The organism is Rhodococcus sp. PvR044, from assembly GCF_040548995.1.
GTDB lineage: Bacteria > Actinomycetota > Actinomycetes > Mycobacteriales > Mycobacteriaceae > Rhodococcus_G > Rhodococcus_G oryzae.
Window position 1 is genome coordinate 814352 of record NZ_JBEPSX010000001.1, and the last position, 20557, is coordinate 834908.

The 20557-nt window shown below is 69.2% G+C and carries 23 protein-coding genes; 14 read left to right on the forward strand and 9 right to left on the reverse strand.

Annotation, left to right across the window (positions count from 1 at the left end):
- Positions 1 to 24 precede the first annotated feature (24 nt).
- A complete protein-coding gene (gene nrdF, locus ABIC28_RS03600; RefSeq protein WP_097213630.1) occupies positions 25 to 999 on the forward strand; it encodes a class 1b ribonucleoside-diphosphate reductase subunit beta in 975 nt (324 codons plus the stop codon).
- Here the strand turns inward: nrdF and ABIC28_RS03605 are convergent.
- The 4 genes from ABIC28_RS03605 to ABIC28_RS03620 all read right to left on the reverse strand — a co-directional run bounded on the left by ABIC28_RS03605 (position 996) and on the right by ABIC28_RS03620 (position 3150).
- Entirely contained in the window at positions 996 to 1373 is a 378-nt protein-coding gene (locus tag ABIC28_RS03605; RefSeq protein ID WP_257017738.1) for an RDD family protein, read from the reverse strand. The two genes, nrdF and ABIC28_RS03605, sit on opposite strands and share 4 nt — an antisense overlap.
- 90 nt (positions 1374 to 1463) lie before the next feature.
- Positions 1464 to 2333 carry a WXG100-like domain-containing protein gene (locus tag ABIC28_RS03610; protein ID WP_097213628.1) on the reverse strand — a complete coding sequence of 290 codons (870 nt, stop codon included), beginning with the start codon at positions 2331 to 2333 and terminating at the stop codon, positions 1464 to 1466.
- A complete protein-coding gene (locus ABIC28_RS03615) occupies positions 2333 to 2647 on the reverse strand; it encodes a WXG100 family type VII secretion target (RefSeq protein WP_097213627.1) in 315 nt (104 codons plus the stop codon). Before ABIC28_RS03615 ends, ABIC28_RS03610 begins: the two co-directional genes overlap by 1 nt.
- A complete protein-coding gene (locus ABIC28_RS03620; protein WP_269588288.1) occupies positions 2644 to 3150 on the reverse strand; it encodes a YbaB/EbfC family nucleoid-associated protein in 507 nt (168 codons plus the stop codon). Before ABIC28_RS03620 ends, ABIC28_RS03615 begins: the two co-directional genes overlap by 4 nt.
- A gap of 188 nt (positions 3151 to 3338) precedes the next feature.
- On the opposite strand from ABIC28_RS03620, the gene ABIC28_RS03625 reads away from it, so the two are divergent.
- Entirely contained in the window at positions 3339 to 3722 is a 384-nt protein-coding gene (locus tag ABIC28_RS03625; protein ID WP_354577530.1) for a VOC family protein, read from the forward strand.
- On the opposite strand, the gene ABIC28_RS03630 is transcribed toward ABIC28_RS03625, so the two are convergent.
- The 4 genes from ABIC28_RS03630 to ABIC28_RS03645 are packed head-to-tail and all read right to left on the reverse strand — an operon-like array spanning position 3694 to position 7380.
- The gene (locus tag ABIC28_RS03630) at positions 3694 to 4185 is read right to left on the reverse strand and encodes an NUDIX hydrolase (protein WP_097213624.1); all 492 of its coding nucleotides are present in this window, start codon (positions 4183 to 4185) and stop codon (positions 3694 to 3696) included. The genes ABIC28_RS03625 and ABIC28_RS03630 overlap by 29 nt on opposite strands.
- Positions 4186 to 4187: 2 nt before the next feature.
- On the reverse strand, positions 4188 to 5282 hold the full coding sequence (locus tag ABIC28_RS03635; RefSeq protein WP_354577533.1) for an HtaA domain-containing protein: 1095 nt from the start codon (positions 5280 to 5282) through the stop codon (positions 4188 to 4190).
- The gene (locus ABIC28_RS03640) at positions 5266 to 6342 is read right to left on the reverse strand and encodes an ABC transporter substrate-binding protein (RefSeq protein ID WP_354577535.1); all 1077 of its coding nucleotides are present in this window, start codon (positions 6340 to 6342) and stop codon (positions 5266 to 5268) included. The genes ABIC28_RS03635 and ABIC28_RS03640 overlap by 17 nt, the downstream gene beginning before the upstream one ends.
- Before the next feature lie 36 nt (positions 6343 to 6378).
- A complete protein-coding gene (locus ABIC28_RS03645; RefSeq protein ID WP_354577537.1) occupies positions 6379 to 7380 on the reverse strand; it encodes an ABC transporter substrate-binding protein in 1002 nt (333 codons plus the stop codon).
- 102 nt (positions 7381 to 7482) lie between these two features.
- Between ABIC28_RS03645 and ABIC28_RS03650 the strand changes: the two genes are divergently transcribed.
- From ABIC28_RS03650 to ABIC28_RS03705, 12 genes are all read left to right on the forward strand, one after another.
- Positions 7483 to 8316 carry a DUF427 domain-containing protein gene (locus ABIC28_RS03650; protein WP_354577539.1) on the forward strand — a complete coding sequence of 278 codons (834 nt, stop codon included), beginning with the start codon at positions 7483 to 7485 and terminating at the stop codon, positions 8314 to 8316.
- Between the two features lie 171 nt (positions 8317 to 8487).
- Complete coding sequence (gene ctaD, locus ABIC28_RS03655) at positions 8488 to 10221, forward strand: aa3-type cytochrome oxidase subunit I (RefSeq protein WP_097213619.1); 1734 nt, start codon at positions 8488 to 8490, stop codon at positions 10219 to 10221.
- Between the two features lie 108 nt (positions 10222 to 10329).
- On the forward strand, positions 10330 to 11550 hold the full coding sequence (serB, locus tag ABIC28_RS03660) for a phosphoserine phosphatase SerB (RefSeq protein ID WP_097213618.1): 1221 nt from the start codon (positions 10330 to 10332) through the stop codon (positions 11548 to 11550).
- Entirely contained in the window at positions 11550 to 12302 is a 753-nt protein-coding gene (locus tag ABIC28_RS03665) for an aminoacyl-tRNA hydrolase (RefSeq protein WP_097213617.1), read from the forward strand. The genes serB and ABIC28_RS03665 overlap by 1 nt, the downstream gene beginning before the upstream one ends.
- A gap of 49 nt (positions 12303 to 12351) precedes the next feature.
- Positions 12352 to 13164 carry a MerR family transcriptional regulator gene (locus ABIC28_RS03670; protein ID WP_354577542.1) on the forward strand — a complete coding sequence of 271 codons (813 nt, stop codon included), beginning with the start codon at positions 12352 to 12354 and terminating at the stop codon, positions 13162 to 13164.
- Positions 13165 to 13196: 32 nt separating this feature from the next.
- Positions 13197 to 13703: a hypothetical protein gene (locus ABIC28_RS03675; RefSeq protein WP_257017737.1), complete on the forward strand. Its 507-nt coding sequence runs from the start codon at positions 13197 to 13199 to the stop codon at positions 13701 to 13703.
- Positions 13704 to 13794: 91 nt separating this feature from the next.
- Positions 13795 to 14457, forward strand: a complete 663-nt coding sequence (gene yczE, locus ABIC28_RS03680) for a membrane protein YczE (protein WP_354577544.1) — start codon at positions 13795 to 13797, stop codon at positions 14455 to 14457.
- A gap of 71 nt (positions 14458 to 14528) precedes the next feature.
- Entirely contained in the window at positions 14529 to 15359 is an 831-nt protein-coding gene (locus ABIC28_RS03685; protein ID WP_027499165.1) for an ABC transporter ATP-binding protein, read from the forward strand.
- Between the two features lie 72 nt (positions 15360 to 15431).
- Complete coding sequence (locus tag ABIC28_RS03690; RefSeq protein ID WP_097213615.1) at positions 15432 to 16244, forward strand: NUDIX hydrolase; 813 nt, start codon at positions 15432 to 15434, stop codon at positions 16242 to 16244.
- Positions 16245 to 16254: 10 nt separating this feature from the next.
- Positions 16255 to 17034 carry an enoyl-CoA hydratase/isomerase family protein gene (locus tag ABIC28_RS03695; protein WP_077041129.1) on the forward strand — a complete coding sequence of 260 codons (780 nt, stop codon included), beginning with the start codon at positions 16255 to 16257 and terminating at the stop codon, positions 17032 to 17034.
- Between the two features lie 66 nt (positions 17035 to 17100).
- Positions 17101 to 18081 carry a class I SAM-dependent methyltransferase gene (locus ABIC28_RS03700; RefSeq protein ID WP_097213614.1) on the forward strand — a complete coding sequence of 327 codons (981 nt, stop codon included), beginning with the start codon at positions 17101 to 17103 and terminating at the stop codon, positions 18079 to 18081.
- The gene (locus ABIC28_RS03705; RefSeq protein ID WP_097213613.1) at positions 18081 to 19241 is read left to right on the forward strand and encodes a class I SAM-dependent methyltransferase; all 1161 of its coding nucleotides are present in this window, start codon (positions 18081 to 18083) and stop codon (positions 19239 to 19241) included. Before ABIC28_RS03700 ends, ABIC28_RS03705 begins: the two co-directional genes overlap by 1 nt.
- Here ABIC28_RS03705 and ABIC28_RS03710 read toward each other — a convergent pair.
- Complete coding sequence (locus ABIC28_RS03710) at positions 19238 to 20536, reverse strand: outer membrane protein assembly factor BamB family protein (protein ID WP_097213612.1); 1299 nt, start codon at positions 20534 to 20536, stop codon at positions 19238 to 19240. The two genes, ABIC28_RS03705 and ABIC28_RS03710, sit on opposite strands and share 4 nt — an antisense overlap.
- Between the last annotated feature and the right edge of the window lie 21 nt (positions 20537 to 20557).

Consider the following 20557-nt stretch of genomic DNA (forward strand, 5'->3'; position numbering starts at 1 on the left):
CGGCTCGAATGGAGTGAGGGAATCGTGAGCGAGAAGATCAAGCTGATCGACCGGGTGTCGGCGATCAACTGGAACCGCGTCCCCGACGAGAAGGACGCCGAGGTGTGGGATCGCCTCACCGGTAACTTCTGGCTGCCGGAGAAGGTCCCGGTGTCCAACGACATCCCGTCGTGGAACACCCTGACTCCGAACGAGAAGCAGCTGACCATGCGGGTCTTCACCGGCCTGACGCTGCTGGACACGATCCAGGGCACCGTCGGTGCCGTCAGCCTGATCCCGGACGCGATCACCCCGCACGAGGAGGCGGTGTACACCAACATCGCGTTCATGGAGTCGGTGCACGCGAAGAGCTACAGCTCGATTTTCTCGACGCTGTGCTCGACCCGCGACATCGACGACGCCTTCCGCTGGTCGGAGGAGAACCCGAACCTGCAGCGCAAGGCGCAGATCGTCATGGACTACTACCGTGGCGAAGATCCGCTCAAGCGCAAGGTCGCCTCGACGCTGCTCGAGTCGTTCCTGTTCTACTCGGGCTTCTACCTGCCGATGTACTGGTCCTCGCGGGCCAAGCTCACCAACACCGCCGACCTGATCCGGCTGATCATCCGCGACGAGGCCGTGCACGGGTACTACATCGGATACAAGTACCAGAAGGGCCTCGAGCAGCTCAACCAGGCCGAGCGCGACGACCTGAAGGACTACACCTTCGAGTTGCTCTTCGAGCTATACGACAACGAGGTCGAGTACACCCAGGACCTCTACGACGAGGTCGGGCTCACCGAGGACGTCAAGAAGTTCCTGCGGTACAACGCCAACAAGGCGCTGATGAATCTCGGCTACGAGGGACTGTTCCCGAAGGACGAGACCGACGTGAACCCGGCGATCCTGTCGGCGCTGTCCCCGAACGCGGACGAGAACCACGACTTCTTCTCCGGGTCGGGCAGCTCCTACGTGATCGGCAAGGCCGTGAACACCGAGGACGAGGACTGGGACTTCTAGCGGGCGCCCAGCGCCTCCACATCGCACCGTCGCACGGCTGGCGGGAATCCGTTCTCGTCAGTCGGTGCCATGTTGTCGATGAAGATCACGACCACGCCGATCAGCCACCACTTCACCAGGAATCCGGCTGTGGGCCAGCGCCCGTCGTCAGGCCTGATCATCACCAACCCACACAGGGCCTTGCCCGCGGTCGTGTGGAAGATCCGCTGGATGATCACGCGGTGGACGAAGGACGCTGTCACCCATGCAAGGGCTGCCGCGGGCAACGCCAACGCCGACAGGTCGGCGATCGCATCGCATGCTGCGTACACCCCGAACGCGATCCCGACGTGCAGTACGAAGTCGATGACGAATGCGATGTATCGACGTAGCATCCTCGGCGACGGGTATCGGGGGTCTCCCGATGCTCCGCGCGTCGCCTGAAGTGGCGGGCTACCTGTTCCGTAACCGGGTGTGCCCATCGGTCATGGCCCCAATCTGTCGAGTAGTTCATCGAACTCGCGCCGCTTCTCGGCGATGCCTTCGTCGATCCCCGTGGACGCCGCGACCTCCGCGATGAGGGCATCGGTGAATCGGGTTTCCCCGACGGTCGCGCCTTGGACCTCGGCACCCGCCTGCCCGGTCAGCAGTTTGCGTGGGTCGAGCAGACCGATGCCCATCGCGCCGTTGAGCGCGCCGCTCACAGTGCCCTTGACGGCACCCTGGCCGCCCGACTCGGCGACATCGCCCCAGTCGTAGCCGTCGCGACGATCCCGGTGGATTTCGTAGGTCTGCAGGCCCGCTTCTTTGAGCGCCTCGAGGCCCGCCCCGATCGCGGCACCCTTTGCCGCGCCGACCGCGGCCCGCCTGAGCAAGGAGAGGACCAGCTGTTTGATGGCCATCCGGACTGCGATCTGGGTGGCGGTCTGCGCGACGACAGCTGCGGGACTCGCAGCACCGGCAGTCATGATCGTTGCGGCAGCGATCGCCGCCAACTCGACCGCCAGCGCAACGAGTGCGGCGATGATCGTCAGCTTCGCGATCCGCACGTCCTCGGACGCACCCTCGAGGGACTCGCCGAGTGCGCTGCACAGCGCGATGATCTCCGTGAGAGCCCCCTCGGGGCCGATCCTCGCCCAGCGGTCCGCGATCGCGATGCTCACATCGCCCTCGATCCCGCCGAGGGCAGTCCGGATCACCGCGTCGCTCTCGTCTGTCACCTCGCCCAGGGACGAAGCTGCCTCGTACCAACCGTGTGCAAGGCGCAGCATCGCGGTTTCGTCCGCATCGGGCCAGTCGGATCCGACCACGGTCTCGGACAGCCACCGCACACTGCCCGGAACCTCGATACCCATCAGGAGATCCCGTCGAAGCCGGCACTGGATGTCCGGTCGGTGTTCTCGAAGGCGTCCGCCGTGGCCCGGAGCCCTGTTCCGATCTGCTCCATCGCCGCCGCCGCGAAGCCGATGCTCTCCTCGCCGACCTCGGCACCCGGCAGATAACCGCCCGCGAATGCCATACCGGTCTCGTCCTCTCCCCAGCAAGAACCCTCGCTCGCGATGACCGCACGCAGGGCCGCAAGGATGCCTGCCGTGCGTTCCGCCAGCTCATCGAGTCGCGGCGCCTGGTTGCGAAGGTGGTCGGGGTCGACCCACACATTGCCGCTCACCGTCGGGGATCCTCGAGAATCGATCCGCCCCGGTAGTAGTCGTCCGCGTCGTCCTGAAGGTCCGCGGCCGGGTCGCCGGGGCTGTCTTCTGTCCCGAGGCTCGGAAGCAGGTCGCGAAGGCTCGGGGCTCCGGGAACGAGGTCCGGCAGGTCGGGCACCTCGTGGCCGGCAGCGACAACCGACCCCATGAGTCGCATCATTTCTCGTTGTGCGGAAGCGGCGGCGTCGCGTGCCGCGTCTGCGACCGACAGTGCAAGGGAGTCCGGCGTCGACCGGCGGAACGCATCCGGTGAGATGTCGACGCTCAACACCGAGCCCGTCGAATCCGTCTCGACGCGAACGAGTCTGTCGACCGATTCGCCGCGCAGGCGAAGCTGGGCAATCTGTGCCCGTGCCCCGCTCAGGTCTCGGGCTTGCCGATCGAGAGTGTCCAGCATCGAGTCGATCTGATCTTGCAGTGCATTTCCCCGTGCGTGCAGATCCTGCGCACTGTCCTCGTTCATCTGCCCCCCGTGCGATGTTGCCCGCCCCCAGCGGTGCTCGACCAGACGTGACCGAGCAGCTGAACATTATCGCGTTGTCGAGGAGACGGCATTCATCGGGCGCCCACCCGAAATCGAAATGCCTTCACCTGCGTGGGGATCAGGTCTAGCGTCGAGGACGTCGGATTCACCCAGGTGAGGAGGCGGCGATGAGTGGAAAAGTTGTGCACTTCGAGGTCCCGTTCGACGACGGGGACCGGGCGAGGACGTTCTACCAGCAGGCGTTCGGATGGAACATCGTCGAGATGCCCGAGATGAGCTACACGATCGTCTCGACCGGGCCCGCCGCGGAGTCGGGGATGCCCGCGGAACCCGGCTACATCGGCGGCGGCATGTTCGAGCGCGTCCCGGAGTATCCGAAGGGGCCGGTGATCACCATCGACGTGCCGAGCATCGACGCCGCCCTGGCCAAGATCGCCGAGTTGGGCGGGTCGACGGTCGGGGAGAAGCAGCCGGTCGGTGAGATGGGGTTCGCGGCCTATTTCAAGGACACCGAGGGCAACATCATGGGTCTGTGGGAGAACGCCGGCTGAACCATGCCTCGGGCACGTCGCGGAGGGCCTTCTCGATGCGCCGCGTCGAGCTGTCGGTGAGGTCCGCGGGCAGCGCGTCCGGCGCGAACCAGGCGACCTCGAGGTTCTCCTCGTCGGCGGCGCGCGCCTCGCCCGCGGTGTGTCGTGCCAGGAAGCAGACGTCGAGGTAGCTGGCGACGTCCCCGTTCGGGTAGGTGATCGGCCCGGCGGTGTCGACGCTGGTGATGCGCACGAGGTCCGCCTCGACCCCGGTCTCCTCGAGGATCTCGCGGAGAGCCGCAGGGCCGGGTTCCTCACCGGGTTCGAGGATGCCGGAGACCACCGCCCACAACCCGTTGTCGGCCCTGCGGGTCAACAGGATTCGCCCCGTATCGTCGACGACGACCGCGCTCACGCCGGACAGCCACAACGGGGCGTGTCCGACGTGAGCGCGGAGGTCGCTGACGAACCGGGGGATCGGCACGGCTAGTACCGGAAGGTGACCGGGGCGGCCTGCCCGCCGGAGTACGGCAGCAGGATGCTCGGCTGCAGCGGTGCCGCGAACCGGGCGGGAACATCGGTGAACTCGGACACGCCCGCGTTAGCAGGAACGTCCAACTGCGCGAACCGGATCCGGGTCATGGCGTCGGTGCCGACCATGTTGCCCTCGGAGGTCTCCGCGGACAGGAACGTGCCCTCGGGCGTGAACTCGATCCACGGATCGGCCAGCGCGATCTCCGCGAGGTGGAAGCGGGTGAAGGAGACCACGGTGCCCCGATAGCGAACGGTGCCGTGGCCGCTCGAGGGATCGACGTCGGCGGACTCGAGCTCGAACGCGAGGCGGCCGTCCTTGCGGACCGTCCCGCCGTCGCTGACCACAACCGAACCCTGGGTGCCGCGCTGCACCAGCTCGGTGTAGCCGGGCGCGAGGGCCCACAGCAGGTCCTGCGCCGGCGGCGTCGGCGCGTTCGGCCCGGGAGCCGGGTCGAAGTTCACAGGGACGGACAGCTCCTCCGCGGCGTTGACGGCGTCCGCGGCGGCGTAGGTGTACACCCCGTAGACCGCGTCGGGGGCGGCGGTCGCCGGCTTCTTCACCGTGAGCGTGGCGGTGAAGGAACCGTCGCCCGCGAGGGGGACCCACTGCTGGCGGATGGTGCGACGAAAATCGAAGGGTGCGTCCGGAACCCGGTTCAGTGCGTCTTCGGACATCACCCACGCGGTGGCCGAGCGCTGCTGCCCGACCCGGGCCTGCGCCGGTGCGTCCTCGGACGGACGCCACTGCGGGGCGAACGCACCGAATGCGACGAAGGTGCCGTGCGGGACGCCGGGCGGCACCGGTACCGGCAGTCCGCCGGTGTTGGCCTGCGGATCGAACCCGTTGCCGCGCACCACGATCCGGTCACCCTCGTGCACGGCGGTGTCGCCGAGCGCGGTGGTGCCGTCGGCGGCGAACAGTTCGATCCTGGCGTGCCCGGTCGGTTCGGCAGGCGCGGCAGCGGCCGGGGCCGCCCACGTCAGCGACCCGATCAGTGCGGCCGCGAGCGCGGGGAGGGCGCCGCGGCGCCTAGTTGACGTAGCCATTGAGCGAGGCCTCCAGGTCGGTGAGGATGCCGCGGGCGGCGATCACACCGATGCCGGTCATCCAGATCTCGTCGTCCACCGTGAACACGCGCTTGTCCTTGACGGCGCCAAGGCCCTGCCACAGACCGCCGTTCATGACCTCGACACCCTGGCCCCTGGCCTCGTCGCCGTAGAAGCTCACGTAGATGACGTCGCCCTCGGCATTGCTCAGCTGCTCCTCGCTGAGCTCCGCGAAGCGCTTGTCCTTGGCGTCCTCGAGGCGCTGGAAGGTCGGGCGCTGGACGCCCGCATCGGCGAGGACCTGGCCCGAGAAGCTGTCCGGCCCGTAGATCCGGATGGCACCGGGCATGAAGCGGACCACCGAGGCCTGCGTCTGGGAGGAGTCGAGGGTGTTGCCCGTCGCGGTGGCGGCGCCCTGGTAGTCGTCGAGGGCCTGGCGGGCGGCCGCGCCGCGGCCGAGCGCGGCGCCGTCGAGGAGCAGGTTGTCCTTCCACGTCGTGCCGACCTTCTCGGTGAACGTGGTGGGGGCGACCGCGCTCAGCTGCTGGTACAGCTCCGGTGTGCGGAACTTCGAGCCCAGGATGAGGTCCGGCTTGAGAGTCGCGATCTTCTCGATGTCCGGTTCCTGCACCGTCCCGACCGATTCGACGCCCGCGATCGTCGGCCCGAGGTACTCGGGCTGGGACCCGACCGCCCCGGTCACCGCGGCGCCGACCAGCCGGTCCTGCAGGCCAAGCGCGCAGACGGTGTCGAGCTTGTCCGTGTCGAGCACCACGATCCGCTGCGGATCCGCCGGTATCTCGGTCTCGCCCGCCGCGTGCACGACCTTGCGGGTGGTGCCCGTCACGCCCGCGGGGTCCACGGGAGCGGTTGGGCCGCAGACGTTCTCGGTATCTCGGTCGTTGCCGAGCACGCCCGCGCCCGCGACGGTGGTGGTGCTGCGCACGATGCCGTCGGCGGCGTCGTCGGTGCCGGACCCGCCGCACGCGGCGAGCAGCACGGCCGACGCCGTGAGCAGGGCCGCGGGCACGACGCGGCGGACGAGATGAGGCTTACGCATGTGGGGGTCCTCCTGAGCTGACGGGCGGTGTCGAGACTAGCCGCGGCGCGGGTCGACGTCGTAGGCCGCGGCCAGGTCGTCGAGGATCCCGCCCGCGCCCTGCACGCTGACCGCGGACATCCAGACGGTGTCGTCGACGTCGATCTTGCGGCCGCGCAGGCCCGTCCAGAGCGGGTTGGTGAGGAACGGCTTGGCGTGGTCGGCCACCGCGGTGCTGCCGTCGGGGGCGTGGTAGGTCGAGACCAGGATCAGGTCGGCCTCGGCCTCGGTGATCAGCTCGGGGCTGATGTCGTTGGAGATGCTCGAGGGCTTCGTCGGGTCCGGAGCCGCGCTGGCCGGCCTGGCCAGCCCGGCGTCGTCGAGCACGATGCCGCTGAACGAGGTGCTGCGGTAGATCCGGGCGGTCGGCTCACCCGCGAAGCGGACCACCGAGACGGTGGGGTTGTTCGCCTTGGCGTTGATCTCGGCGCCGACGGCCGCCGCGCGGTCCTCGTAGGCGCCGATCTTCTGCTCGGCGAGGTCCTCCTTGCCGAGGGCCGTGCCGAGCAGGCGGATGTTGTCCTTCCACGTCGGCCCGGTGGTCTCGGACATCACCGTGGGCGCGATCTTGGACAGCTGCTCGTAGATGTCGCCGTGCCGGACCTTCGCGGACACGATCAGGTCGGGCTGGAGTTCGGCGATCTTCTCCAGGCTGGGCGTCGCCAGCGGGCCCACGGCGACGGCGTCCTTCGCGAACTCCTCGCGGGCGTCGCCGAGGTAGTCCGGCAGGGTGTCGGTGCGATAGGTGACGTACCCGACCAGGTCCGTCTCGAGCAGCAGGACTGCGTCGGAATAGCTGGTGTCGAGGGCGACGACCCGCTTCGGGGCGGCAGGGATCTCGGTCGATCCCAGCGCGTGCTCGACGGTGCGGGGGAACTGCGCCTGTGCGGCCGACTCCGGGGCCGACTCGGTGTTCGTGGTCGAACAGCCGGTCAGGACGAAGACTGCGGCTGCGGCTCCCGCGACGAGCGTGAGCAGCGGATTCTTGCGTGCCTTCACAGAGAACTCCTGTCAGATCATTAGGTAAGCGAAACCTTAGCAAGGCTGCCCTATCTCGTGTGGTGCGCCGCCGGGAGGGCCGCGCGGGGGCACAATGGTGCGATGGCCGTTTCGGTGAGCCAGATGTTGATGCGGGGCCTGGACGAGCTGAGATTTCAGCCGACCGCCAAGCGGATCCGGGCGCTGCGCGGTGGTGCGGTCGTGGCGGACTCCACCCGTGCCGCGTTGGTGTGGGAGCCGCGGCGCGTGGTCCCCGTCTACGCGCTGCCCGTCGCGGACGTCGCGGCACCGATGACCGCCTCGTCGGCCGCGGCCGCGCCTGCGGTCCCCGTTCCGCTCGGTGACGGCGATCCCGTCCTCGATCCGCGGACCGGATTCGGCTTCCACAGCTGCCCGGGCACCGCGCTGGCCATCGAGGTCGACGGCACCGCTCTCGACGGCGTCGCGTTTCGTCCCGACGATCCCGAGCTGGCCGACCTGGTGCTGCTGGACTTCGAGGCCTTCGACTGGCTCGAGGAGGACGAACCGGTCCGGGGGCATCCGCGCGACCCGTTCCATCGGGTCGACGTCCGCCGCAGCTCCCGGCGCGTCCGGATGGAGCTCGACGGCGTTCTGATCGCCGAGTCCGATCGGTCGATGATGCTCTTCGAGACCGGCCTGCCGCTGACCCGCTTCTACCTCCCGCGCGAGGATGTCCGCGTCGCCATGACGTCGACGGCGACCAGGACATGGTGTGCCTACAAGGGGGAGGCGTCGTACTTCACCGTGGAGCAGGCGGGCGAGCCGGGAGTCGACGTCGCGTGGAGCTACGAACGCCCGCTGCCGGACTGTCCGCAGATCGCCGGACTGGTCGCCTTCTTTCAGGAGCGGCTCGACGTTATCGTCGATGGAGCGCCGATGGTGCGGCCGCGTACTCCCTGGTCGGAGCCTGCGTGACGGCTGTACGCGACACGAAGTACGACGATGGGTAGGACCGGCTCCGCGGATCGTGGAGGGACGGTCTACGATTCGTCAGAGCGCAAGCAAGAGGACGTTCGCCTCGCAGCCCGGGGCCGGACGTCCTGAGCGGAGCCTGCGGAGCGACCAAGGGCACATTCAGGAGGATCAGTGACTGCCGTAGCGCCCCAGCCAGTCCCCGAGATAAACGCCGCCAGGCCCTACCCGGCGCGATTGGGACCCAAGGGCTCGTACATCTACAAGATGATCACCACCACTGACCCCAAGGTTCTTGGGATCATGTACATGGTGACGTCGTTCGCGTTCTTCCTCGTCGGTGGCCTCATGGCCCTGCTGATGCGAACAGAACTCGCGGTTCCGGGAATGCAGTTCCTGTCGAACGAGCAGTTCAACCAGCTCTTCACCATGCACGGCACGATCATGCTGCTGCTGTACGCGACCCCGATCGTGTTCGGTTTCGCGAACTACATCCTGCCGCTGCAGATCGGCGCCCCCGACGTGGCGTTCCCGCGCCTGAACGCGTTCAGCTACTGGCTGTACCTGTTCGGTGCGCTCATCGCCACCGCCGGCTTCATCACCCCCGGTGGTGCCGCCGACTTCGGTTGGACCGCCTACAGCCCGCTGACCAGCGCCCTGCATTCGCCCGGCGTCGGCGCGGACCTGTGGATCCTGGGCCTCGCGGTCGGTGGTCTCGGCACCATCCTCGGTGGCGTCAACATGATCACCACGGTGATCTGTCTGCGCGCCCCCGGCATGACCATGTTCCGCATGCCGATCTTCACCTGGAACATCCTGGTGACGAGCGTCCTGATCCTCCTGGCCTTCCCGCTGCTGACCGCAGCACTGCTGGGTGTGTTCGTGGACCGGCACTTCGGGGCACACATCTTCGACCCGGCCAACGGCGGCGTCCTGCTCTGGCAGCACCTGTTCTGGTTCTTCGGTCACCCCGAGGTCTACATCATCGCGCTGCCGTTCTTCGGCATCGTCTCGGAGATCTTCCCGGTGTTCAGCCGTAAGCCGCTCTTCGGCTACAGCGGCCTGGTCTACGCCACGCTGGGTATCGCGGCCCTCTCCATCGCGGTGTGGGCGCACCACATGTACGCCACCGGCGCCGTGCTGCTGCCGTTCTTCTCCTTCATGACGTTCCTGATCGCGGTCCCGACCGGCGTGAAGTTCTTCAACTGGATCGGCACGATGTGGAAGGGCCAGGTGACCTTCGAGTCGCCGATGCTGTTCTCCGTCGGCTTCCTGGTGACGTTCCTCTTCGGTGGTCTGTCCGGCGTGCTGCTCGCCAGCCCGCCGCTCGACTTCCACGTCACCGACTCGTACTTCGTGGTCGCGCACTTCCACTACGTGCTCTTCGGCACCATCGTGTTCGCCACCTACGCGGGCATCTACTTCTGGTTCCCGAAGATGACGGGCCGCCTGCTCGACGAGCGCCTCGGCAAGTGGCACTTCTGGACGACCTTCATCGGCTTCCACACCACGTTCCTGGTGCAGCACTGGTTGGGCAACGAGGGCATGCCCCGTCGTTACGCGGACTACCTGCCCAGCGACGGATTCACCACGCTGAACACGATCTCCACGATCGGCGCGTTCATCCTCGGTGCCTCCACGCTGCCGTTCATCTGGAACGTCTTCAAGAGCTACCGCTACGGCGAGATCGTCACGGTCGACGACCCGTGGGGCTACGGCAACTCCCTGGAGTGGGCGACGTCCTGCCCGCCGCCGCGGCACAACTTCACCGAGCTGCCCCGGATCCGTTCGGAGCGTCCGGCGTTCGAGCTGCACTACCCGCACATGGTCGAGCGGATGCGTGCCGAGGCGCACGTCGGGCCCGGCCACGGCAGCAAGGCCACCGCGGTCCTCGAGGACGCGCACTAGCCGCAATGAACAACTCACAAGGCCCCGCCCGAGCTTCGGGCGGGGCCTTGTGATTGGCACAATGGGTTCGAATCCGCGGTCTGGGCCGCGGGATGGAGGGAGTTCTCGGTGGGTTCAGACACCACGGTGTTGGTCACGGTCACGGGACCGGACCGCCCCGGCGTCACGTCCGTGCTGCTCGCGGCGCTCTCGCGTCACCGCGTGAGCCTGCTGGACGTGGAGCAGGTGGTCATCCGGGGGCGCCTGACGCTGGGCGTCCTGGTGTCCTACCCGAACGACGCCGACGCCCTCCAGGACGAGCTCGAGGGGGCGATGGCCACCGTCGGCATGCAGGTCGACGTCGAGTCCGGCTCGTTCGCCGCGGCCCGGCCCGCGCCGTCCACCCACGCGGTGGTGGTGCTCGGCAGCCCGGTCACGGCCCGCTCGTTCAGCACGATCGCCCGTGAACTCGCGAAGCAGGGTGCGAACATCGACTCCATCCGCGGTATCGCGGACTACCCGGTGACCGGTCTCGAGCTGATGGTGACCGCCGCCAACACCGGTGCCGAGGCGGACGCCGCCCTGCGCACCGGACTGTCCGAGGTGGCCGTCGGAGAGGCCGTGGATGTCGCCGTGGAGCGCGCCGGGCTGGCCCGACGCGCGAAGCGGCTCATCGTCTTCGACGTGGACTCCACCCTGGTGCAGGGCGAGGTCATCGAGATGCTCGCCGCCCGCGCAGGCAAGGAGGAGGAGGTCCGCGCCGTCACCGAGGCCGCGATGCGCGGCGAGATCGACTTCACCGAGTCGCTGCACCAGCGGGTCGCGGTGCTGGCCGGGCTGGACGCCTCGGTCATCGACGAGGTGGGCGAGTCGCTCGAGCTGACCCCCGGCGCCCGCACCACCATCCGGACGCTGCGCAGACTCGGGTTCCACTGCGGCGTGGTCTCCGGCGGCTTCCGCCAGGTGATCGAGGGCCTCGCGCACGAGCTGGAGCTGGACTTCGTCGAGGCGAACACCCTCGAGATCGTCGACGGCAAGCTGACCGGCCGGGTGATCGGCGATGTCGTCGACCGGGCCGCGAAGGCCGTCGCGCTGCGCAAGTTCGCCGCCCAGTCCGGCGTCGCGATGGAGCAGACCGTCGCCGTCGGGGACGGCGCCAACGACATCGACATGCTCAACGCCGCGGGCCTCGGGGTCGCGTTCAACGCCAAGCCGGCACTGCGGGAGGTGGCGGACGCGGCGCTCTCGCATCCGTTCCTCGATGCGGTGCTGTTCATCCTCGGCGTGACCCGCCACGAGGTGGAGGCGGCCGACGCCGAGGACGGACTGGTGCGCCGGGTGCCGCTCTGATGGACGAGCGCCTCCCCGCCGCCTTCCTTGACCGGCATGCGGTGCTCGCGGCAGGCTACGGCGGCCGCGCGGACCCGGAAGACCCGGCGCAGGTGCTGGCGATGCCGATGGTCCTGCACATCACCAAGGTGCACCCGCCCGCGCGCAGCGCACTGCTGGCGGCCGCGGCCGCGGCGACCGTCGCGCTGTGCCTCGACGAGCGGGCAGGCGCGACCGACGACGGCGAACCGGGACCGTGGCAGCAGCCCCTGCTCGACTGGACGGGCTCGCGGATCCGGAAGGTCGCGCGCCGGGCCAGGGGATCGCAGTGGCTCGCCGCGCAGCAGGTGGACGGCGTCACGGTCGAGGTCGACGGGGCGCAGGCCCGGGCCATCGTGCCAGGCCCGGTCGGCGAGGTCGATCAGCGCGTCCGCAAACTCCAGATCGGGGGCACCGACCTCGAGCACGACGAGCCGGGCGAACCGGTGTCGGGCCTGCCGGTGCTATGGGTGAACCGTTCCCTGGAGATGACCGTCGGCAAGGCCGCGGCCCAGGTCGGGCACGCCTCGATGCTGTTGGCGGGTGCGATGGACCCCGAGCGGGCCTTGGCGTGGTCGCTCGACGGCTACCGCTGCAGCGTGCGGGACGCCGATCCGGCGCACTGGGCGGCCCTCGGCGAGCTGGTGGCGCAGCGGCGGGCGATCGCTGTGCGCGACGCCGGGTACACCGAAGTGGCCCCGGGCTCGATGACCGTGATCGCGGCGCTCGGCTAGGAACCGCCGAGTTTGACCATGACGCAGCGTCATGGTTGATGCTGGGTTCATGCGAATCGGCGACCTTGCCCAGACGGCCGGAATCACCCCTCGGACGATCCGGCACTATCACCGTCTCGGGCTTCTCGATGAGCCGAGACGGCTCTCCAACGGCTATCGGGCCTACGAGTTGCCGGATCTGATCAGGCTGCTCCGCATTCGATGGCTGGCCGCCGCGGGGATCCCGCTCGGTTCGATCGCCACGATCATGGAATCGGCCCGCGCAGAGGGTGATACGGATGACCTCGGCGATGACCTGACGGTGCTCATCGACGGCATCGATGCCGAACTCGATCGCCTGGGCGGCCAACGCCTGCGGCTGCGGGAGATGCTCGACGCACACCGCGAGGGTCGGCCGGTCTCGCCGCTGCCCGCCGACCTGGCCGTGGCCTTTGCCGAATTGATCTCGGCGGAAGGCGATCCCAGAACCCGCCGTGAGTTCGAACGCGAGCGGGACGCCTGGGAACTGCTCGCCGTTTCCGGGACGGGTCCCTCCGCGCTGTTCGACGCCGCGACGCGGGTGCTCTCGGATCCGGACTCGCGCGCGGTGGTGATCGGCCTGTACCGGCGGTTCGCGGCACTGGTCGGCGCCGATCCCGCCGCGGCGAAGCAGGAGATCGACTCTCTCGCTGAGGCACTCGCGTCGGTGATCGCTCGGGAGTACGGCGATATGGTCCTGATCGTCGAGGACGCGGAGTCCGCGGCACCGATGGTGCGGCCGATGATGGCCGTCGCCGAGTTGGTACCCGACCGGGCGCAGTGTGAGGTCCTCATGCGGGTCCTCGCACGGCTCGGGATGTCGCCTGATGGGGCCACCCCGTGATCGCCGCAATGTGGATGTGGGTCCGAGGTGAGGTGGACGACAGACACGGCCAGGCGGCCGCGTTCGGGTACAGCAAGGGCACCGTCGCGCTCCCGCTCGCGTTCATGGTCGCCGGGCTGATCGAGGCGGTGGCCATCCACCTGCTGGTGCCGTGGCAGTGGCTGCGGGTGACGCTGCTGATCGCGACGGTTGTCTCCCTCCTCGCGGTCGTCGGCTGGCTCGCCGGGCGAGCGGTGCACCCGCACCTGGTCACCGAGGACGAGCTCGTCCTCCGATCGGGGTCGGCTGTCGTGGCGACCGTCGATCTCACCGAGATCGGCGCCACGAGGCTGATCAGGCGGTTCGATCGCACCGACGAGGAAGTACGCGACGGCCGCCTGCATCTGCCGGGCCCGGACGGCACGGTCCTCGACATCGACTTTCGAAGCGGCGTCCCGATCGCCTTCCGCAGTGACGAACCGACCATGATCACGGGCGTGAGCCTGCATGTGGACGATCCGCGGGCGATGCTCGATCGGCTCGATGCCGTGACGACCTGACCGGTTGGCGTACCACGAATACCACTCGTGCAGTCCAGCGATGGCGAAGTGGCACTTTATTGCCGGTCCAGTTCTCGGGAGACTGGCCACCATGCTCACCCGCCTGCCCTCCCGTCTCGTCGCGCTCTTCGTCGGCCTCTGGCTCTACGGTTTCTCGATGGCGCTGATGGTCGTTGCCGGGCTCGGGCTCGACCCATGGGACGTGTTTCACCAGGGTGTGGCGCAGCGGACGTCGCTGAGCTTCGGCACCGTCACCGCGCTGACCGGTGCCGCGGTGCTGCTGCTGTGGATCCCGATCCGCCAGCGCCCCGGCTTCGGCACGGTCGCGAATGTCGTGGTGATCGCGGTGGCGGTGGATACCTCGCTGGCCATGCTCCCCGAGCTGGACGCGCTGGCCACCCGGATTCCGGTGATGCTGATCGCGGTCGTCCTCAATGCGTTCGCGGCGGCGCTCTACATCGGTGCCGGTCTCGGCCCCGGTCCGCGCGACGGGTTGATGACCGGGCTGGTCGCGCGTACCGGACTGTCGGTGCGGTTGGTCCGCACCGGACTCGAGGTGGCCGTGCTGGCGACCGGCTGGATGCTCGGCGGCACCGTCGGGGTGGGCACCGTCGTCTATGCGCTCGGCATCGGGCCCCTGATCCAGCTGATGATGGGCTTCCTGAACCGGCTCGGTCAGAACCGGGGCGGCGGCGGTGTTGCACCGGCGATGTCGGTGCCCGCAGTCGCACGCGAGGATTGCCCGGCTCGTTGACCTGCGCGGCAGCCGGGACCGGCGACACGCAACCCGGTCCTGACGCGTGCGCCGCGAGCGGGTAGGTCAAGATGGGCGTCGTGTCCGAACTTGATCCCGATCTGCTCATCGATTTCGACGACGTGCTCATCCGCCGTGGCGGTGTGACCCTGGTCGGCCCCGTGACGTGGAAGGTGGAGCTCGACGAGAAGTGGGTTGTGCTCGGGCCCAACGGCGCGGGCAAGACCTCGCTGCTGCGGATCGCGGCCGCCGAGGTGCACCCGACGTCGGGCAAGGCGCACCTGCTCGGCGAGGTCCTCGGCCGCGTCGACGTCACCGAGCTGCGACCGCGGATCGGGCTATCGTCCTCCTCGCTCGCGCACCGGGTGCCCGCCGACGAGGTGGTGCGCGACCTCGTGGTCTCGGCCGGCTACGCCGTGCTCGGCCGGTGGCGGGAACGCTACGAGGAGATGGACACCACTCGCGCGGTGGAGATGCTCGAGAGCCTTGGCGCCGAGCACCTGGCGAACCGGACCTACGGCACGCTGTCGGAGGGGGAGCGCAAGCGCGTGCTGATCGCGCGGGCCCTGATGACCGATCCGGAGCTGCTGCTGCTCGACGAGCCGGCGGCCGGGCTGGACCTGGGCGGGCGTGAGGAGCTCGTCGCGCGGCTCTCGGACCTGGCCGCCGACCCGGACGCACCCGCGACCGTGCTCATCACCCACCACGTCGAGGAGATCCCGCCGGGCTTCACGCACGCGCTGCTGCTCAAGGAGGGCGAGGTCGTCTCGCAGGGTCTGATCGACGACGTGATCACGGCGGAGAACCTGACCCACGCGTTCAGTCAGGCGATCAGCCTGGACAAGGTGGACGGCCGGTTCTTCGCCAGGCGCACCCGGCTCCCTGGCCAGCACCGCCGCTGAGGCGCCCCGCGGGAGGCCACTTTCTTGAGCCGCGCGAACTAATGGGTGCGGTGGCGTTGTAACGTCCGACACATGGCCACTTTTGAAGCACACCCCGAAGTTCCCCCGAAGGACGCCTCCACCGTCATCCTGGTGCGCGACTCCGAGTCCGGGCCCGAGGTGTTCCTGCTCCGGCGCGTGGGTGGGATGGCCTTCGCGGGTGGCATGACCGTGTTCCCCGGCGGCGGCGTCGACCCGCAGGACGCCGACGCGGACGTGGCCTGGACCGGACCCCCGGTCTCCTGGTGGGCCGAGCGGTTCGGCGTCGACGAGGGCAGGGCGAAGGCGCTGGTCTGTGCGGCGGTGCGGGAGACCTTCGAGGAGTGCGGCGTGCTGCTGGCCGGGCCGACCGCAGACACCGTCGTCGCGGACACCGCCGGCTACGCGCAGGCACGGAAGCAGTTGGAGGCCCGCGAGTTCTCCTTCAGCGAGTTCCTCGCCCGCGAGAACCTGGTACTGCGCGCGGATCTGCTTCGGCCGTGGGCGAATTGGATCACCCCGGTCGGCGAGGGCAGGCGCTACGACACCCGCTTCTTCGTTGCCGCGGCCCCCGCCGGTCAGATCGCGGACGGCGAGACGTCGGAGGCCGCCGAGGTCACCTGGCAGACCCCGGCGCAGGCCATCACGGACTGGATCGAGGGCCGCACCATGCTGCTCCCGCCGACCTGGAGCCAGCTGAGCGCGATCGGCCAATATGCCACCGTCGCAGACGTTCTCGCCGCCGAGCCGGAGATCCCGGTGATCCTGCCGACGCTGTACCAGGAGGAGGACGGCTCGTGGCGGGTGCGATTCCCCGGTCAGGAGCCGTACTACGCCGCCGGGGCGCACCCGTGGGGCGAAAGGTAGCCTTCGCTTCATGGCTGAGTTTGTGACTCTCGAGGTATCCGACGGCATCGGCACCATCCGGCTCGCGCGCCCCCCGATGAACGCGCTGAACCGTCAGTTGCAGGAGGAGCTCCGGGCCGCTGCCCGCGAGGCCACCGTCAACGCCGACGTCAAGGCGGTCATCGTGTACGGCGGCGAGAAGGTGTTCGCGGCGGGCGCGGACATCAAGGAGATGGCGGAGATGTCCTTCGCCGAGATGAGCCCGGTCGCGGGCGACCTGCAGTCGGCGCTCGGCTGCATCTCCGAGATCCCGAAGCCGACCGTCGCCGCGATCACCGGCTACGCCCTCGGTGGCGGCCTGGAGATCGCGCTCGGCGCGGATCGCCGGATCGCGGGCGACAACGCCAAGGTCGGCGTCCCCGAGGTGCTGCTCGGCGTGATCCCCGGCGGCGGCGGCACCCAGCGCCTGGCCCGCCTCATCGGCCCCAGCAAGGCCAAGGACCTGGTGTTCACCGGACGCTTCGTCGGCGCCGAGGAGGCCCTCGCGATCGGCCTGATCGACGAGATGGTCGCCCCCGACGAGGTCTACAACGCGGCCCGCAAGTGGGCCTCGCAGTTCGTCGGTGCCGCGAGCCGCGCCCTCGCCGCCGCCAAGGCGTCGATCGATCAGGGCCTCGACACGGACCTGAACACCGGCCTGAAGATCGAGGCACAGCAGTTCGCGCAGCTCTTCGCGACCGAGGACCGGACGATCGGCATGGAGTCCTTCGTGGCGAACGGCCCGGGTAAGGCGCAGTTCACGGGCAAGTAGCGGCCCGGATGTCACCGCAAAACTAGAACCTGTTCACACTCCTTACTACCCGGTAGGCTCTCACCCATGACTGCAAGCCCGAATGACGGAATCGATCCCGCGCCGCGTCCGCACGCCACCGCCGAAGAGGTCGAGGCCGCTCGTAAGGACACGAAGCTCGCCCAGGTCCTGTACCACGACTGGGAGGCCGAGACGTACGACGACAAGTGGTCCATCTCGTACGACGAGCGCTGCATCGACTACGCAAAGGGCCGGTTCGACGCCGTCGCAGGGGACCTGCCGCTGCCGTACGAGCGGGCGCTGGAACTGGGCTGCGGCACCGGCTTCTTCCTGCTCAACCTGATGCAGGGCGGGGTCGCCAAGACCGGCTCCGTCACCGATCTCTCGCCCGGCATGGTCAAGGTCGCGCTGCGCAACGCCGAGCACCTCGGCCTGGAGGTCGACGGTCGCGTCGCGGACGCCGAGCGGATCCCGTACGACGACAACACCTTCGACCTCGTCGTCGGACATGCGGTGTTGCACCACATCCCGGATGTCGAGCAGTCGCTGCGCGAGGTCCTTCGGGTGCTCAAGCCGGGCGGCCGATTCGTCTTCGCAGGCGAGCCCTCCACGGTCGGCAACTTCTACGCCCGCTGGCTCGGCCGCGCCACCTGGGAGGCCACCACCACGGTCACCAAGCTGCCGTTCCTGGCCAGCTGGCGTCGTCCGCAGGAAGAGCTCGACGAGTCCTCCCGCGCCGCGGCGCTCGAGGCCGTCGTCGACATCCACACCTTCGACCCCACCGACCTCGAGAACATGGCGAAGTCGGCAGGCGGCACCGAGGTACGGGCCATCACCGAGGAGTTCGCCGCGGCGCTGCTCGGCTGGCCGGTCCGGACCTTCGAGGCCGCGGTTCCGCCGGAGAAGCTCGGCTGGGGCTGGGCCAAGTTCGCGTTCGGTGGGTTCAAGACGCTGAGCTGGGTGGACGAGAAGATCCTCAAGCACGTGGTCCCGCGTAACTTCTTCTACAACGTGATGATCACCGGCGTGAAGCCCGAACCGAAGTAGTGGGATACGAGTTCACCCGGGAGGACGTGCGGTACCTGACGTCCGAGGACGGCATCGCCGCCCTCACCGAGGTGGATCGGCTCGAACTCTCGACGCGCACGCACCTGGCCGACATCGGCCGGGTGCGTGCGCGTTTTGTCGACCGGTCCGCTGCCCTGGTCGAGACGGTGCTGCTGCGGCGTAAAGCCGTCGGCAAGATCGACGGTGGCCGGGACTGGCTGTTCACCGACGACGCGCTGCAACAGACGACGCCCTCGGTGGTCGCGCGCAGGCGAGCCCACCGGGTGGCGGGCCGGGCCGTACACGACGTCACCTGCTCGGTTGGCGCGGAACTGTCCGCCCTTGTCGGCGTCGCGAGCGCGGTGATCGGCAGCGATCTCGACCCGGTGCGCCTGGCGATGGCGCAACACAACGTGCCCGGCGCGACGGTCGTCCGTGCGGACGCGCTGGTGCCCTGCACCCGGGACACCGTCGTCCTCGCCGATCCGGCCAGGCGGGCGGGCGGCAGGCGCAGGCACGACCCGGCCGCCCTGCAGCCGCCCCTGCCGGACCTGCTGGAGGCGTACCGCGGCCGCGACCTGTCGGTGAAATGCGCTCCCGGACTGGACTACGACGCGCTGGAGTGGCCCGGCGAGGTGGAGATCGTCTCGCTCGACGGTGGCGTGCGCGAGGCCTGCCTGTGGTCGCCCGGACTCGCGGGGGCGGGGGTTCGCCGTCGCGCGACCGTGCTGACCGCGGACACCGCCTTGGAGCTCACCGACGCCGAACCGGACGAGATCCCCGAGCGCGGACCGGGGGAGTGGATCGTCGACCCGGACGGGGCGGTGGTGCGCGCGGGCCTGGTGCGGCACTACGCGGCCCGGCACGGGCTCTGGCAGCTCGACCCGCGGATCGCGTACCTCACCGGCGACGCGGTGCCCGCGGGCGTGCGCGGGTTCCGGATCATCGAGCAGCTCAAGTACTCCGAGAAGGCGCTGCGTCAGGAGCTCGCCCGCCTCGACTGCGGGGTGGCCGAGATCCTGGTGCGCGGGGTCGACGTGGACCCCGCGGTGCTGCGCCCGCGGCTGAAGCTGCGCGGCTCGGCGTCGCTGAGCGTCGTGCTGACGCGGATCGGCCGCACCCCGGTGGCGTTCGTCTGCGCCGCGGGCGTCCGGGTCTAGCGGAGGACGAACACCTCGCCGATCAGGGTGGGGGTGACGACCTCGCCACCGGGGCCGATCGACGTGCCGACGGTGAAGCCCTCGGCGCCCGGCAGGGTGTCCTGGTCGAGCGTCTCGCCGGTATCGGTGTCGAAGGTGAGCACCGCGAGACCGGTGTCGCCCTCGCGGACGACGGTGTAGCCGGTCGAGCCGCCGGTCTGCGCCGGGACGCCGAGCTGGACGACGTCCTTTCGCTCCCACAGCAACTCGGCGTGGTCACCCTTGTCCTCGAGGGCGAGCAAGCGGCCCTTGTCGGAGCCGGCCGGGATGATCAGGCCGTCCGCGGCGACGGTGGGGCTGCCCGCGGCGGCGAACCCGAGGTCGTGGCTCCAGCGGGGGTCGCCGGTCTCGGAATCGAGCGCCCACAGCGTGCCCGCGCTGTCGTTCGCGTACAGCGTCGTCCCGTCGGCGGAGATCACCGGGCTGGACGTCACGCCGCCGGGCAGTGCGGCGGAGGACCAGTCCTCGCTGATCCGGCCGTCGGCGTAGCGCAGGCCGACCAGCTCGGTGTGCGGGCGGCCCGGTCGCCAGACGGTCACGAAGAACCTGCCGGTGGCGAGGTCGATGGCCGGGGCCGTGGAGACGGGGCACTCGGGGGCGCCGAAGAAGCACTGCTCGAGTCCCTGCGCTGCGGGCGGCAGCGGGACGTTCTGGGCGACGTCATAGGTCGGGGTCGGGATCAGCTGGTACGACGGCACGATCTCCTTGCCGGTCTGGGTACTGAGCACCGAGACGACGCCGAAATGCGTGACGAACAGCAGGTTTCCGTCGGCGGTGAACTGGGCGGACAGCGGCGTCCCGCTCACCACGGTGCGCCAGCGCAGCTGACCGTGCTCGTTGAAGGAGTTCATGGCGCCGTCCTCGCCGACGTACACGTTCGTGACGCGGTCGACGAGCGGGGTCGAGACCGCGACGCCCGGGCCGAGCCGGTTGCACCAGCGCTTGCGGCCGGTCTCGATCTCGAACGAGAAGAGGTTGCAGCCGTTCTCGCTGCGCGAGGTGACGAAGATCTGGCCGTTCGACGCGACCGAGGCGGCCGTCGCGGTCGGTGCGCCGATCGGGCGCGACCAGTCGAAGGAGATCGACCGGGCCCCCTCAGCGGGGCTGGTGCCACTGTTGCGGGCGTCCGCGTGCATGGCGGGCCATCCGCTCGGTGCGTAGGCGTCGTCGAGCGGTGGTGCGCTGCTGCAGCCGCCGATGATCAGCGCCGAAACTGCCGTCAGCGACACCGCTGCCGACCGGAGAACACGCCGCATTCAACACTCCTCGTGTGGATT